Here is a 12,856-nt window from a genome sequence, read left to right on the forward strand (position 1 = left end):
GGGTAGGTAAAACACCTGGCTCAGTTTTAGGTCGGCATCACACCAAAAAGTGGCTCAGTTTTCGGTCGGCGTCAACAGTGTTGCAGCAAATTGAAGTTTGGTGCTTCGATTTTCTGCTTCATTGCCTCAAAAACGCCTTCTGCAGTTGTCATATTAGACATTTGATTGACTCCTATTTATAAGCGGAGTCACCCCTTGCGGGGCGACCCGCAGAGGGTTGATTGAATACCGTTTCTCAGAACGAAGTTACTCGTATCTTTCCACCAGACTCAACAAGATAAACCTGCTGACCAGGCATCAGATTCGATTCCGACTGAGTAATAGACATCAAAGCACCGGAGCCCATACGAATGATGAGTTCTTGGCCTTGAGTCCCGGAAAACGCATCGCCTGCCACTTTCCCTGCTGCTGCACCAATGATGCCGCCCAGCGTTGTTGCAAGCATGCGACCGTGGCCACTGCCAGCCCTGGAGCCAATAGCGGCCCCAAGGACACTTCCAATACCCGCCGAGGCAATATTGGAGGTGGTAGTGGGCTGAATTGTGATGTTGCGCGTTTGCACAACAACACCTTCCAGCACCCGTCCAGAGGACAGGGTTTCGTAGCGGGTGCGGGACTGTGCCCCCGTGTCCCAGTCCTGTGCGCTGACCGCTTGGGTGACCAAGGAGAGAGCGATGAGGATGAAGGAAGAGATGATTTTCGAGATTTTCATGATGGCTCCAAAGTTAAAAAAGGAGCCACCCCTTACGGGATGACCCCGCAAGGGTTGAAAAGAAAACGTACTCAGTTTGAAGTGCTGGGAGGAATTCGCCCAGTCTTAAAATCCAGGTACAGAGGACCAGGATTGGGGCAATTAACAGTGAGAGTTCCAAGAGAACCATCCCCGTTATCCACCAAGGTGCTGACAGAACCGTCAGCATTTACCTTTGAATCTCCCGCATTTTCATAGCGGCTGGATTCGAGGATTTCACTCCCGGTGCGAACATAGGGAGTCAAGAGTCTCAGGATGAGATCAATCACCTTAGAACGCTCATCCAGGGTGAGTAGATGAGGCTTCAGGTTGCCCAATTTGGGATGCTTTGAAACCGTGTCGAATAGGGCGTTTTCAGCCATGACTCGATGGTTCTTCGCCTCCAGGTATGGGCAATTCTCAGGGTGACTTACCTTCAAGCCTGCGTTGTCGCGGGCGATGAAGGCCTCAGCCAGGTAGGTGGCCATGTCCTCTTCCGAAAGCAGGTAGACCTGCTTTGGATCGAGAATCACTTTCTTGGCGACCTCTGGAAATTCATTCCATTTATCGCTTGCTTTGAACTCGTGCTTTTCCAGGATGCGTTTGCTGTACTGGGTGACAACAGGTTCAATGGCTTCTTCTAAGACCTTTGCAAGCAAAAAGACTTCTGCTGCAGTGATCATTTCCTGGGTGATTCCCAAGGGGTATTCGGTCTTCTTCATGGCTCTTCCTTTTTTGAGAAGGGACACCATCCCTGCAGGGCGGTGACCCTGAGGGTTGAAAATTCTTTCGAGAAATGTCAGATGCCGTAGAAGGCTCGGACAGAACGGCGACGCTCCGAATAGCATGCCCCCTTGGTTATTTCCAGAGGGGCGATGCAAACAAGGTTGCGTAGTGCTGCAGCTCGCATGAGAGGCGAGTATTGTTCCTTGGCGTTCGCGACACGTACCAGGTGGTAAATGGGGAGGACATTCGTAGAACGAATGTGGCCAAAGAAACGTTGCCTCTTTGCGCTAGCTAGGACACGGGTTGTGCTCATTTCGCAAGTTCCTTTTTGAAAAGAGACTTGCGCCTTATGGGTGCTAGTCCCATGAGGGTTGATAAAGGATCGCACGGGGCGACGTAATGCCGTAGGCATTGGCGCCTATTCTAAGCCTTTTAGATTCAACAGCGCAAGTTTTGGCGATCAGAAGTTACTTGCCCAGAGGGTTCCCGCCTATGGAGTCCCTTGGGCTACTCGGTGGTCACAAGATGTGCGATTGTTTGGGGCGCCCTGCAGCATTGAAAGCTGCTCCTCCGGCGTGGCCCCGTCGTGGCGCAGCCCCGGTCAAATCCTCGCCAGAATTCGCGAGGTGCGCCGTCAAACACGGTCCAAGTCCTGCCTCCATGCTTTGCGAGCTTTGTGGTCATACCTGGCGGTGACGTTGAGGCTCGAATGACGCGCCTGGGCCTGGACATATCGTGGGTTGACTCCCGCCTCCAAGGCGTGAGAAATGCCCGTATGTCGCATCCAATGGGGACCTGCCTTATTCAGGCGCATAGCAGCCCTCGGGTCGGTATCTTTAAGGCGTTCAGCTGTCCTTTTGAAGATCTCCGTGCACAGCAGGTAGATGGCTTGTGCTGAAACGCCTTTATCTTTCCCGGTTACCGCCAGAATTGCAGGGCGCACCTCACCCGGATAGGGAAGCGAGGGCAGGGCGAGGGAGGTGCGGTACACCTTGAGTTCTTCCATGAGCTTGTGCGTGGCCACAATGGTGATCTCTGTGTTGCCCTTGCCGAACACACGAATGTTCCAGCCCGCCGGCGATGGTTCAAAGCTGCCCATGGTGAGATGCGCAGCCTCATCGCGGCGCAAGAATGTACGGTACAGCAGCTGTATGACCCAGCGTGCACGGTGGTAGTGCTTCAGGTCTCGTTCCGTTTCCCGTGGCAGCTCTTCGATGGTGCTCAGCACGGCCTCCCATTCGAGTTCGGTCATAGCCTCCTCGATCTCATCATTCTTCTTTTTCCCGGCGATGCCTTTATGGGCCAAGGTAGTTGGCGTGAACATGCAGTAGGGCTGACCACCAGGCCCTTTAAGCTCGCGCAGCGCTGAAAACATCTTGTGCAACACGGTGATGGCGTGCTTCATGCTTTCGCGTGCAAGAGGCACGCGAAAAGGCTGGTTCTTCAAGCCATGAGCGTTCAGAAACGATTCGCTGAATTGGCTCGGGTTGCTGAGGAACGCCAGGTAGTCGTTGATGTCCTGAACCTCTACTGCTGGCAGCAAGCAGGGGCTCGGCTCGCGGGTTGACATGAGCCAAATCAGGAAGCGCTGGCAAACCTTTGCGTATGAGCGCTGGGTGTGCCGCGACTTGTTCTTGTAGGTGTCGAGGAAGACCTTGATCGCGTACGCGTCGTTGTCCACTTTGGAGGAGACAACCTCAACTTGAACATCGCCCCGAGGTGGGACGGTAAGTGCTGATTCCATCTTTATCACCCCAGTTTGTCCAGCGCGCTTTGGACGGATGCGTTGGCCTGTTCATCCGTGATGCCGAAGCAAGCGAACATCGCGTTCCCCCGCCTGAGCAGATCGAGGAGCTTGGTTTTCAGCTCGTTCGTATCCAAAATCTCGACACCAATGACGCCGCTGCTATCGCGGCAAATTTCTGACTTGCACAGCAGGGACATGAGCAGCGAGATCGAACCCATTTGACGGTTCAGGAACCAGAGCCAGTGCGGCCATTGGTCGGTCAGTTTTGCAAAGAAATCGCGCACCTCGGGGACTTCTTGTAGCTCACGTGGGTCATCGTCGTATCCCTCAACGATAAAGATCAGGCTTTCCTGATACCGCATTGCCGACTCGCGGGAGCCCGCGAGAACATGCAGGCGCTCTAGGGCGCTGGCGAAGTGTCCAGATTCGATTTCATGACGTGTCAGGGCGAGCACAACCATGGCATCTTTTGTGAACGATTCCAGGCCGTCCGCATCGGTCAGGAAGATCTGTGGGGGGGTGTTTTCTTGCATGTGTTTCAGAAAAGTTTTTTCAGGCCGGTGGAGGCAAAGAACTCGTGGAATAGCGCCTCTGGAAACCAGTCCTCGCCATCGGGTGCCCTCACCAAGATCTCCAGGCTCGGTCCACAACCGCGAAGGCCTGCAATCCAGCCTTCCATGCCCTCATCGCAGATGCCGGCGTGCTTGGTCGCCATGACCAGATCGCCAGCCTCAAATTCAGTCGTCGGGATCTTCACCCTGGGGACGGGCTTGGGGCGCTTGCTGCGCGCTTCCTTGAGGGCCTTGACGATCTCATCCGTGCACTCAGGCATCCCAGTTATCGCGCATTCCCAAAGGCGCGCACGGCCGGGGTCGCCGAACACGTCATAGAGCCGCTGTCGCGATACGCCCAGGTATTCGGCTGCATCGCGGATACCCCAGCCCTTGTCACGCAGCCGGCTGGCCAGAAAGCCCCCGGCGCGCGGTTTTTGCGGCAACTGCTGTGTCAAGTATTTGGACACTACGCGAATCTCCTTTTGGCATCCTGCGCCAGCCAAGTGATTGTTTTCATTGGGTTTGTTCTTGTCCGATTCGGCGTGGTTGCAGAGACAGGCCTATCTTGTCAAACCCAATCGAGAGTTGTTGCTTGCGAAAGTGCTCCCAGTGTAGCTGAAAATTATGATAACACAAGTTATCATAAAAACAATCATTAAAACGTTATGAATGTAACGTTAATTCAATAGGTTACGAAATAGGTAACCGTGCTAAAATTCCTTCAAATTGACCTCAGCGGAGTCCCCATGGCTGGAAAACACGAATCCTCCTCACAAGTTGATGCCGGAATCCTGGCAACCCTTCGGGCGCGAATGCCCGCAGATGCGCACCGCAAGGAAAAATCCCGCCAAGCAGCCTCGCTACTGTTCTTTGAACATGGGATCTATCCATCAGCAAAAGTCGTGCTGTCGTACACGCAGCAAGGCTCCCTCACGGACATCAATCGCGACCTTCACGAGTTCTGGCATGACTTGCGTGATAAGGCCCGTGTGAAGCTTGACGCTCCCTACCTGCCGCAAGAGCTACTGGAGAACTTTGCCAATGCCTTGGCCGGGTTGTGGGACCAGGCCGTGGCCAATTCGACCGCGACGTTCGACGCGGAGCGCCTGCAGGCCGAAACCGAGGTGGACAGGGCTCAGCGCAAAATGGCAGAGGCCGAGCAGCTGGCCAGCTCGATGCTGGAGCGCGCCCAGGCCAGTGAAGCAGAGTTGCGCCAAGAAAGAGAACGCCGGGAAAACGCAGAGAAGCGCGTCGAGGGTCAAATATCAGAAATCGAAGCCTTGCAGTCGTCACTGACGAAGTGGCAGCAACAGGCAGAGAGTGAGGCAAGAGCCCGTCAAGAAGCTGAGCAGCGGTTTTCGCGCGACCTGGAGGCCGAGCGCACATTGCGTCAGCATGAGTCGGAACGATACGACGGCGAGATGAAATTTGTGAAGTTGCAGATCGATTCAGCGCGCAATGCAGAAAGAGAGCTGCGCGATCAACTCAAGGCCGTGAATGAGCATAAAGATGCGGAACTGTCCGCATATCGGCAGCGGGCAAACAATGCGGCCGATCTCGTTGCCACCATTAAGCTGGAGCTGGCGGAAGTGCGAGGGCTTAACCGTGGTCTGGAGCGCCAAGTGGCGAGCATGAAAAGCGATGAAATTTTGCCTGGTGGCGCCCCATCCTCTTCGAATAAGAAGCCCCGGCCACGCGTTGCGCGAGCATCGGCCATTAAACGCCGTAGCTTGAGGTAATGAATCGGATGCAGGCATTGCTAGGATCTCACAGCAGGAGTTACCCCCAGGTTGCACCATGGCGGAACGGCCATTTGTGGCGTGGCTTACTCGACAACCCCATGAAATTTGATGGGATAGCAAAATCTACGTATTTATACTCTCATGAAGGTTATTGCTGGCTATCACATCTTGTGCTTTAATTGAACGGTATATTCGAAGATTTATTGAAAGGGTTAACATGAACACCGAATACCAAAAATTGCTTGCAGAACGTGACGCCTTGGAGCAGAAGATCAAGGAAGTGCGTAATGCGGAGCGCGCAGGCGTTATCGAACGCATTCGCAAAGACGTGGCCGATTTTGATTTGACCGAACGTGATGTTTTCGGCGGCGCAGCTCGGGCGAGTGTCCGCAAAGGCGCCACGGTTGCAGTCAAGTACCGCGATCCAGCAACTGGCGCAACGTGGACTGGTCGCGGCAAGGCCCCGAAGTGGATCAGTGACAAGGACCGTCAGCAGTTCCTGATCGCCTGAAGCATTCAAGCTCAACAAGAAGCGGCATGAAGGCCGCTTTTTTGTTGCCGGAAGTTCGGGAAGGGTTATGGAGGCGGCTCTGGTTTAACAGGCCCGCATGTGGCATGATTGCGGCACGCATGCAACGCCTACGTGCGCCTCCTGGCGCCCCTTCAACCCTAGCAGGGCCCCACCCTGCAGGGTGACCTTGCGAATAGCCAAAGGCGGTATGCGCATTTCATGTTTTGGCCTGCGCACCGACTTTCAAGGAAAGCCGTTTCTTGGCTCCGCGACGTTGTTGGCCTTGGCCGATGACCTTCACGGTATCAGCACTCTCTGCCGATGTGGAGAAAAGGCGACAATGAATCAACGCATTGACGCCTGCGGAAACTCTGTCAGAACGGGCAATGTACTGGAGATTGGTGGTGACAGTCGTTATAAGCCAGTCTGCCCCCGGTGCTTCTACTGACCCTTGGAATAATGCTCGACTGTTAGCCGACCCTTTGTGGTCTGCAGACGCCTAGAAGGCCACCCTCATTCACGGGGATGGCCTTTTTTGTTTCCCGCCGAAGAGAAAATGTCAAGTGTGAATCCCTTGGTCTCCAGCTTACTTGGCCCGTTCCCACTGGTCACAGTTGGGGCAACTGCGCCCCATGGTCGCTAGCAGGGTTCCATCCTTTTCGATCATGAGGTAGCGGTTACCCGCCCAGGTGTTTATCATCAAGCTATCGTCGGCAACCGTGGCCTTATGCGTGGACACCTTGGGCTTTCCCATCCACGTCATACGATCAGTTACCTTGAAGCTCTTGCCACTCTCGCTCTTCTCAATTTCGAGAGTAATGTCGGGGTCGCCCACGTTCACCCACTTGCCGACAAATTTATCTCCTGCCGAACCAGTACAGGCTGTGATGGCAACGGCTACCATAATCATGGCGATAGTTTTTATTTGGAACATTTGTTAATCCATTAGTTTGGTTGATATTGTTCTATTTTTCTGGATAAGTAGATTTTGTCAAGTGCGCTTCCATGACCCGCGCTGCTTCTGGTTCACTCGCTCCATCGAAATATCAGTGCTGGTTTTTGTGGGATCTATGCCGCCCTTCGTGGCCCTTTCTTCGATTGCGCGTGGCGTCCAGTCATTCTGCATCACCTGCATAATAATGTTGACGGATTCGGCAACATGCCGTGCATAGATGCGGCTTGTCAGACCGCTATCAATTCGATCTTCGAGTTGATCGAAGAAATCATCAGCAACACTGCTACTCACCTCTTGAAGCTGCTTGAGTCCGGCATCCTTGAGATATACCCCGAATGTCACAGCGCATGACTCTTTCTGCTGATCGGTAATATCGAAATCTTCATTGTTGAGAAGTATTTGATATGCAGGCGCAATCAGTCCATTGCCTAGACCAACGTTTAATATTCTGGATTCAAAAAATTCTGACGTTGATATGTCGTTGGGAATATGCGAGTCGTCTGCCGCGACAGGAGCCGTCCAAGGGTTGATGCATTTGTTATTTGCAAAATGCTTATTCTGTTCAAAATCGAGCGGCAAGATGCTGCTGATAATTGCAAGTGGATGGGCAATCCTGGCCCTGGTTGTAAATTCTCTGATGGCTCCAAGTTCCAGTTGTTTATATTGATCTTGAATGTAATCTTCAATGAGATTGCTATTTAGCTGATTCAAATGCTGAATCCCCCTTGCACTCATGAAGGCGCAGAACACCTGCCAGCTGCGAGAGCGGTTTGAACTGCTCAAGCTGTGAACATCAGAATTGGACTTGTCGCTTCGGAGTTTCATGATGCGCTGGCCGACTATCAGCATGGAAGAACCCAGGAAGTAATTTTGCCGTACGTCGTCGCGCACGTGTTCGGACTTCAGGTTTGACTTGACTATCGGCACGGTGGTTTTATGAGCCTCTGCCGCTGCGATGGATTTGATTGCAATCTGCGCGGGGTGGGGCACACGCGCCACCTCTTCAGCCGTGAACGGCTGTTCTACGCGTTGCCAATGCTCCCCTCTGAGACGCGCCAGCCCATCATTCACCATGTTCAGGGCAAACACGCACACCTCCACCGGCATAGGCTCTGCTTGGTCATCTGCCCTGGCCAGAAGCCACAGCGCGAAGCTTTCTACGTCGTCATGCGTGAGCTGATCGGTTGTTTCGTAAGGGCACCACTTGATAAAAGCCGACCACGCCTTTTTGTAGGTAGAAATCCATGCGTGAGAAAGTTCACCCCGATAGCAGTGAGCATATATCTCGCCGCCCAAATTTCTAAGTGTGCTCGCGGCACCGGAGTTCGCCACAGCCATGCATCGTCCAAGCCACTCCATTTTCTGTGATTGACTGTGCTTGTCGTATTCTGAAATTGCCGGTTTCTCTGGCCGGGTCCATGTCAGCGATACATCACCATTTGGGTGAAGTCCGATGGGGCTCCATTGCAGCAAAGGGAGGCCAGAGAACACGTTGTTAATCGTGAATATCAATTCCTTTTTCTGCCTGTTAGCTTGCTCGGAATCCCTTGCGTGCGTTTCTATTTTCTTGAAGACTTGCTTGATAGCCCACGAGATAACCTCGGAATCAAGCTTGCTGGCGGATATAACACCCCGCTTCGAGAGCGTAGACGCGAAATCTTGCCACTGTTTTCGCATTCTTGACTGGACGGTTGGCGCTATTGACCAGACATGGCAACGCATCTGAATCAGTGCATAGCCGAGATGAAATAGCCCGGTGTCCAATCCATATCCATCGCAGAAACGCTCTTTAATCGTTATATTGTTTTGCTTGTTGGTCATTTGAATATTCAATGTTTGTTTGTTGCTTGTCGTGAATTCTAACAATAATGCACGACATGGCAAATCATGGATTTGGCTAAACGTAGAGTTCTTGAAAGCACAAAGCCCCATCTGCTCAGAGCGGATGGGGCTTGTGTTTTTTTTCTCACGTCGGAGTATCCAATATGTTTTTGAATATGGGTTTTTTACGACCCAAGGTAATGGTCTAGATTAGACCGGCTTCTTGCGCGGCATCCATGAATGATTTCATGAATTCCTGGGCTAGCGTTTCAGGTTCAGGCTGTTTGCCGTTTCCTGAACGGAAATACTCGGGGGTCAATTCCAACCAAAGCCGCTTTTTCAAGCAGAACTTTGTCTTCTTGCCCTCCAAGTTGTTGCGCTCCAGAAGCACGGTGAACTCACCGCAACCCCTGCTATTTGTGCGCTGGCTTGTTCCGTAGGCAACAAGTACCTTGCGGCGCCCGTTGCTGTCATCGAAGCCAAGAATCAGGCCAGGCCTGAATTTCGGACCTGGTTGCATGACGGTTTCCGATTCGGGAAACCATACACGCACCACCGCCCCTATCGGGGCAGAAAGATTAGCCATGCTACTCTCCTGCCCCCGTGAGGGGCTCTAAGTTTTATTGATCAAGCCGCGATCCTGGAAGAATTCGCGTAGGCTTGTCGCTTTTTGAGGCTCCTGAGGCTCTACGTTGCCGTAGGTTCCCAGATAGCCCGATATGGCCCGTTTGATGAGCATTTCCGGCGTGATTCCCTCTTCCTCGGCCTTGTTTTTTACAAGGTCAGGTATTGTGGAGTCAGCATCGAAATTGACGATGAATTGCATGTGCGCCCTTCCCTTCCAGCGCCCCAGGAGGGACGTTTTCTGAGTTGATCGTACAGGCTTCATCTTCATGCGCAAGGCATGTTCCCTCGGGGCCACCATTCGGTATTGATTCATGGCGGAACCTTGTTGATGAGGCGAATGCAGAGCATTGCCACAGTGTTGGTTGGAGATTGAGTTTTGGCTGTGACTTTTCCCAAAGACGACCCGCTCTACTCCATGGCCAAATGGGTGCCCCACCTTGCGGGTGAGGTCCATTCGGTTGATTTTGCGGTTAGGCCGCCAGCATCCAGACGCCACGCTCAGAAGAGCTGAACAAGCTGGTGCTGTTGAGGACTTGCCGGATCTTCGCCTTCCAATTTGGATTCTCGGCCAGCTTGTTTGGTGCTGCCCGCGAAACCTCATGGTAGATCTGATCCAGATTGGCCTTGCCGCCCAGGCGCTGCATTACTAGGCCAACGATGGACTTCCACGTCCCCGTCAGCCGCGCGTACTGCTCCTTTGCCATTGCGCCGAGAAGCATCAGGATGGGCGCAGACTTCTTTTGCCAGAGCAAAATGTACTCATGCTGAATGCGCGGCAAAGTCAGTTTGGCATAGCTGCGCGCATCGGACACGCAGTTGTGCTGCTGCTTGATAATCACTGCCGCCAGTTCAGAACTTGGCATGCGGGCGATCATTTCGGCTTGGTACGAAGTGTAGGTTCCAGCTTTGCGATAGTCGCCGATAATGGTCCCGTAGAACCCTTGCGGCTTTGTCGCGTCACGCTGATTAAGCAAAACCAGTTGCATCTTCTCGTGAAACTCCTCGTTAGAGGAGCAATGAGAGAGGTCACCTGGATGTGGTTCAGAGCCCCACACGCTTCCGCTGTACTTAATCATGGAACCGTAAGGCGGGTGCGACACACAGAGGTCAACCTGCTGCCCTACGGCCAAGAGGATCGAATCTGCAATGGCATTAAAACCACTGTGAAGATCGAGCCCCCAGGCTTGAATACCCATTTCTTTCGCAACTTCAACAGACGTGCCCGAGCCGACCATTGGATCAGCGAAGGTTTTAGGCTGAAGTTGGTCGAACAGGTCTTGGTAAACCCGGCCTGAACAGTTGCCACGCCACTTCGGATCGCCCCAGTGGCCACGATCCGGGTAAGAAATAACGCTTTGCATTTTGTTGCTCCAATTAATGGGGCAACTCCCCTGCAGGCGTTGCCCTAAGGGGTTGATGATGGATGGCACGAAGGCCATGACTGCAAAAGCAGGTGGCCTTATTTTGCGCCAAATGTGCTTGTGGTGCAATGGGGTGCCGCCACCCCGTGCGGCGCCTATGGAGCGGCAATCCTAGGGCCTAGGATTCCTGGGTCGAACGCTGCAGCCGACTCAACAAATGGGCCTCGCTTGCGCGCCGATACGCCTCTACTCACCGTGCATTTTCTATCTCAAGAATCTTGCCCATGATGATCTCGATCCCCTTTTCAACCTTCTTGTGGGGGTACGAGATTGGCTCATCAATGAGCAGAGTCAACATATACCAGTCCCTGCCATTCAAGGTGGTCTTGGCCATGTCGAAATGCTCTGAGAAGCTGCGAATGTAGAAGTCCAGCTTGTCCTGTCCGATGAGGATGATTTGGAATCGCGGATAGAGCGTGTGCAGCAGCATGGGGGCGGATCTTGTGCCCTTCTCCACCGGGATGCACCAGGAAAACGCGCTTACGTCGGAGCTTTCGGGGTCTTCGGTGAGGTTGAGTCCTTGAGCGAGATAGCGCATCACCGTCGCGACCGGCTTTGGTACGGGGAGGTCACTGGCCTCATGCGCGCGAAGAAACTCGGGCTCCATGCCAATCAATGGGGCGAACTGCTCAACAGATGCTCCAAGGGCTTTGCGGAACTGGAGGTAGTCTTTTGAGCTGAATTCTTCGGTCATATTCGTCCTCATGCGAATAGATTTTGAAGGATCGCGATGACCGCGAGAGTGGCGGCAACGCCCAGCAGGTTATCGCGAAGCGACCGCATCATGTCTCTCCACGGGTGGAGCATTGGCACGGCCGAGGGGCATGCCATGTCCTGGCCCTCTTCTTCCCGGCGCAGCACCAAGGTCAGGGTGTGGTTGTGCTGCATGGCCAGCTTCCCGCAGTGCTCCACAAAGCCTTCAGGCTCTTCGATGAGCTGGCGTGCTGCGTCCAACTCGATGCCCGCGAACCCATGGCGCACGTCCAGGATCTGCATCCCACCAATGGATTCAGACGGTGCCAGCTTGGAGATGATGGCGTTGCGAAGCTCTTCATCGGCCGGCAGGAGCAGTGCGATAGTCACAACGCGGTGATATTCATTTGGCTTGACTCCTGCAGGCAGATTCTCCCGCACGTATTGTTCGTTATGAATGTTCATTTCTAATTAAATTTGCTCACCGTTGATAAATGAACTTTCGCACATATTGAGAGAAGCGCAACCCTATTCGACGGGCTCTGTTGTGCGCGCTGCGCGTGTTGGGTAGAGTTTGTTTTTTTGAAGGTGCAATGGACATTGCGTTGAAACAGAGTGCGGCGAACAATTCGGCCGATCCCCCTGGGGGCGAACCTTCCAGGAGCAAATTCACGCTTCGCCAGGCCATCATTGCTGGCTTCGTGCTCGGCATTCTTTATGCGGGAGTGGCCGGTGTCGTCGCTTACCAGATGGCGGCTGATGGGGCGTGCCTGGCCAGCCAGTACATCTGATCGGCTTCCGCAATAAAAAACCCGCCTCAGGCATGCCTGGGCGGGTTTTGTTTTTTAAAGCTCCGTAGGAGTTCCTGATTTTTAGTCAGTACAGCCTTCAACCCCAATGAGGTCGTAAAACTGGCCGCGACTTTTTTCGTCAAACGCCTGCTTGCTTTTCTCGACTGCGGCCTTGAGAGCCGAGACAATTTCCATGCCGGCTATCTTGGGTTTGATGAAAACATCATTCACCCAGCCAGTTTCTCTAAGCGGATGCGCATTTTTGATCATGCGTCGAACCTTGGCAATATATTGTTCCGGGAGCAAGCTCCCTGACGGACCAAAATTGCCGTAGTACAAACCACCCGATTCAAAGCCCCGTGAGGCGACGATAGCATCGGCAATGAGCATGTTGGCAGTACCGACCGCTTGAACTGTCCAACTTCTTGATCGCTTCCCAGAGTGGGTGTAGCAGTTGCTGTCACCGTAGCGCTGAAACGCTCCAGCATGCTGACCACGACCTGCTCTTGCGCCGTGACGGATGACTTGGCTGCGGTCA

Annotated in this window: 17 protein-coding genes; 4 read left to right on the forward strand and 13 right to left on the reverse strand. The window is 53.4% G+C overall.

Annotated elements, in window-relative coordinates; genetic code table 11:
* Positions 1-235: 235 nt before the first annotated feature.
* The 5 genes from AC1RDS_RS20530 to AC1RDS_RS20550 all read right to left on the reverse strand — a co-directional run bounded on the left by AC1RDS_RS20530 (position 236) and on the right by AC1RDS_RS20550 (position 4,224).
* Positions 236-712 (reverse strand): outer membrane lipoprotein, encoded by a 477-nt coding sequence (locus tag AC1RDS_RS20530; RefSeq protein ID WP_492227307.1) that lies wholly within the window; start codon positions 710-712, stop codon positions 236-238.
* A gap of 71 nt (positions 713-783) precedes the next feature.
* Positions 784-1,452: a hypothetical protein gene (locus AC1RDS_RS20535; protein ID WP_492227308.1), complete on the reverse strand. Its 669-nt coding sequence runs from the start codon at positions 1,450-1,452 to the stop codon at positions 784-786.
* A 638-nt stretch (positions 1,453-2,090) separates the two neighbouring features.
* The gene (locus AC1RDS_RS20540) at positions 2,091-3,200 is read right to left on the reverse strand and encodes a tyrosine-type recombinase/integrase (protein ID WP_492227309.1); all 1,110 of its coding nucleotides are present in this window, start codon (positions 3,198-3,200) and stop codon (positions 2,091-2,093) included.
* A gap of 5 nt (positions 3,201-3,205) precedes the next feature.
* On the reverse strand, positions 3,206-3,736 hold the full coding sequence (locus AC1RDS_RS20545; RefSeq protein WP_492227310.1) for a chlororespiratory reduction 6 domain-containing protein: 531 nt from the start codon (positions 3,734-3,736) through the stop codon (positions 3,206-3,208).
* Between the two features lie 5 nt (positions 3,737-3,741).
* Positions 3,742-4,224, reverse strand: a complete 483-nt coding sequence (locus AC1RDS_RS20550; protein WP_492227311.1) for a hypothetical protein — start codon at positions 4,222-4,224, stop codon at positions 3,742-3,744.
* 279 nt (positions 4,225-4,503) lie between these two features.
* Here AC1RDS_RS20550 and AC1RDS_RS20555 point away from each other — a divergent pair, with 279 nt between their 5' ends.
* The 3 genes from AC1RDS_RS20555 to AC1RDS_RS20565 all read left to right on the forward strand — a co-directional run bounded on the left by AC1RDS_RS20555 (position 4,504) and on the right by AC1RDS_RS20565 (position 6,458).
* Positions 4,504-5,496, forward strand: a complete 993-nt coding sequence (locus AC1RDS_RS20555; protein ID WP_492227312.1) for a DNA-binding protein — start codon at positions 4,504-4,506, stop codon at positions 5,494-5,496.
* Positions 5,497-5,716: 220 nt separating this feature from the next.
* On the forward strand, positions 5,717-6,010 hold the full coding sequence (locus AC1RDS_RS20560; protein ID WP_492227313.1) for an H-NS histone family protein: 294 nt from the start codon (positions 5,717-5,719) through the stop codon (positions 6,008-6,010).
* Positions 6,011-6,107: 97 nt separating this feature from the next.
* A complete protein-coding gene (locus AC1RDS_RS20565; RefSeq protein WP_492227314.1) occupies positions 6,108-6,458 on the forward strand; it encodes a hypothetical protein in 351 nt (116 codons plus the stop codon).
* Between the two features lie 138 nt (positions 6,459-6,596).
* Here the strand turns inward: AC1RDS_RS20565 and AC1RDS_RS20570 are convergent, their stop codons facing one another.
* The 7 genes from AC1RDS_RS20570 to AC1RDS_RS20600 all read right to left on the reverse strand — a co-directional run bounded on the left by AC1RDS_RS20570 (position 6,597) and on the right by AC1RDS_RS20600 (position 11,992).
* Positions 6,597-6,944 (reverse strand): hypothetical protein, encoded by a 348-nt coding sequence (locus AC1RDS_RS20570; RefSeq protein WP_291329531.1) that lies wholly within the window; start codon positions 6,942-6,944, stop codon positions 6,597-6,599.
* 57 nt (positions 6,945-7,001) lie between these two features.
* Positions 7,002-8,786 carry a hypothetical protein gene (locus AC1RDS_RS20575; protein WP_492227315.1) on the reverse strand — a complete coding sequence of 595 codons (1,785 nt, stop codon included), beginning with the start codon at positions 8,784-8,786 and terminating at the stop codon, positions 7,002-7,004.
* A 205-nt stretch (positions 8,787-8,991) separates the two neighbouring features.
* The gene (locus AC1RDS_RS20580) at positions 8,992-9,372 is read right to left on the reverse strand and encodes a tudor domain-containing protein (RefSeq protein ID WP_291329533.1); all 381 of its coding nucleotides are present in this window, start codon (positions 9,370-9,372) and stop codon (positions 8,992-8,994) included.
* Positions 9,373-9,399: 27 nt separating this feature from the next.
* Positions 9,400-9,867 (reverse strand): hypothetical protein, encoded by a 468-nt coding sequence (locus AC1RDS_RS20585; RefSeq protein ID WP_492227316.1) that lies wholly within the window; start codon positions 9,865-9,867, stop codon positions 9,400-9,402.
* A 16-nt stretch (positions 9,868-9,883) separates the two neighbouring features.
* Complete coding sequence (locus tag AC1RDS_RS20590; RefSeq protein ID WP_492227317.1) at positions 9,884-10,774, reverse strand: hypothetical protein; 891 nt, start codon at positions 10,772-10,774, stop codon at positions 9,884-9,886.
* A gap of 250 nt (positions 10,775-11,024) precedes the next feature.
* On the reverse strand, positions 11,025-11,528 hold the full coding sequence (locus tag AC1RDS_RS20595; RefSeq protein WP_291325343.1) for a hypothetical protein: 504 nt from the start codon (positions 11,526-11,528) through the stop codon (positions 11,025-11,027).
* 8 nt (positions 11,529-11,536) lie between these two features.
* Positions 11,537-11,992 (reverse strand): hypothetical protein, encoded by a 456-nt coding sequence (locus AC1RDS_RS20600; protein WP_291325341.1) that lies wholly within the window; start codon positions 11,990-11,992, stop codon positions 11,537-11,539.
* A 128-nt stretch (positions 11,993-12,120) separates the two neighbouring features.
* Here AC1RDS_RS20600 and AC1RDS_RS20605 point away from each other — a divergent pair, with 128 nt between their 5' ends.
* A complete protein-coding gene (locus AC1RDS_RS20605; RefSeq protein WP_291325340.1) occupies positions 12,121-12,318 on the forward strand; it encodes a hypothetical protein in 198 nt (65 codons plus the stop codon).
* Between the two features lie 81 nt (positions 12,319-12,399).
* On the opposite strand, the gene AC1RDS_RS20610 is transcribed toward AC1RDS_RS20605, so the two are convergent.
* Positions 12,400-12,856 (reverse strand): hypothetical protein (locus AC1RDS_RS20610; RefSeq protein WP_492227318.1); only part of this gene is annotated, 457 nt, incomplete at its 5' end.

Source organism: Acidovorax sp. GW823-FHT02H02 (assembly GCF_058797075.1).

Excerpts from the sequence above, each read along its gene's own strand:
- AC1RDS_RS20540 (WP_492227309.1), bottom strand. The coding sequence starts at position 3,200 with ATGGAATCAGCACTTACCGTCCCACCTCGGGGCGATGTTCAAGTTGAG.
- AC1RDS_RS20560 (WP_492227313.1), top strand. The coding sequence starts at position 5,717 with ATGAACACCGAATACCAAAAATTGCTTGCAGAACGTGACGCCTTGGAG.
- AC1RDS_RS20575 (WP_492227315.1), bottom strand. The coding sequence starts at position 8,786 with ATGACCAACAAGCAAAACAATATAACGATTAAAGAGCGTTTCTGCGAT.
- AC1RDS_RS20570 (WP_291329531.1), bottom strand. The coding sequence starts at position 6,944 with ATGTTCCAAATAAAAACTATCGCCATGATTATGGTAGCCGTTGCCATC.
- AC1RDS_RS20585 (WP_492227316.1), bottom strand. The coding sequence starts at position 9,867 with ATGGACCTCACCCGCAAGGTGGGGCACCCATTTGGCCATGGAGTAGAG.
- AC1RDS_RS20545 (WP_492227310.1), bottom strand. The coding sequence starts at position 3,736 with ATGCAAGAAAACACCCCCCCACAGATCTTCCTGACCGATGCGGACGGC.
- AC1RDS_RS20580 (WP_291329533.1), bottom strand. The coding sequence starts at position 9,372 with ATGGCTAATCTTTCTGCCCCGATAGGGGCGGTGGTGCGTGTATGGTTT.
- AC1RDS_RS20555 (WP_492227312.1), top strand. The coding sequence starts at position 4,504 with ATGGCTGGAAAACACGAATCCTCCTCACAAGTTGATGCCGGAATCCTG.
- AC1RDS_RS20595 (WP_291325343.1), bottom strand. The coding sequence starts at position 11,528 with ATGACCGAAGAATTCAGCTCAAAAGACTACCTCCAGTTCCGCAAAGCC.
- AC1RDS_RS20600 (WP_291325341.1), bottom strand. The coding sequence starts at position 11,992 with ATGAACATTCATAACGAACAATACGTGCGGGAGAATCTGCCTGCAGGA.
- AC1RDS_RS20535 (WP_492227308.1), bottom strand. The coding sequence starts at position 1,452 with ATGAAGAAGACCGAATACCCCTTGGGAATCACCCAGGAAATGATCACT.
- AC1RDS_RS20530 (WP_492227307.1), bottom strand. The coding sequence starts at position 712 with ATGAAAATCTCGAAAATCATCTCTTCCTTCATCCTCATCGCTCTCTCC.
- AC1RDS_RS20565 (WP_492227314.1), top strand. The coding sequence starts at position 6,108 with ATGTGGCATGATTGCGGCACGCATGCAACGCCTACGTGCGCCTCCTGG.
- AC1RDS_RS20605 (WP_291325340.1), top strand. The coding sequence starts at position 12,121 with ATGGACATTGCGTTGAAACAGAGTGCGGCGAACAATTCGGCCGATCCC.
- AC1RDS_RS20590 (WP_492227317.1), bottom strand. The coding sequence starts at position 10,774 with ATGCAAAGCGTTATTTCTTACCCGGATCGTGGCCACTGGGGCGATCCG.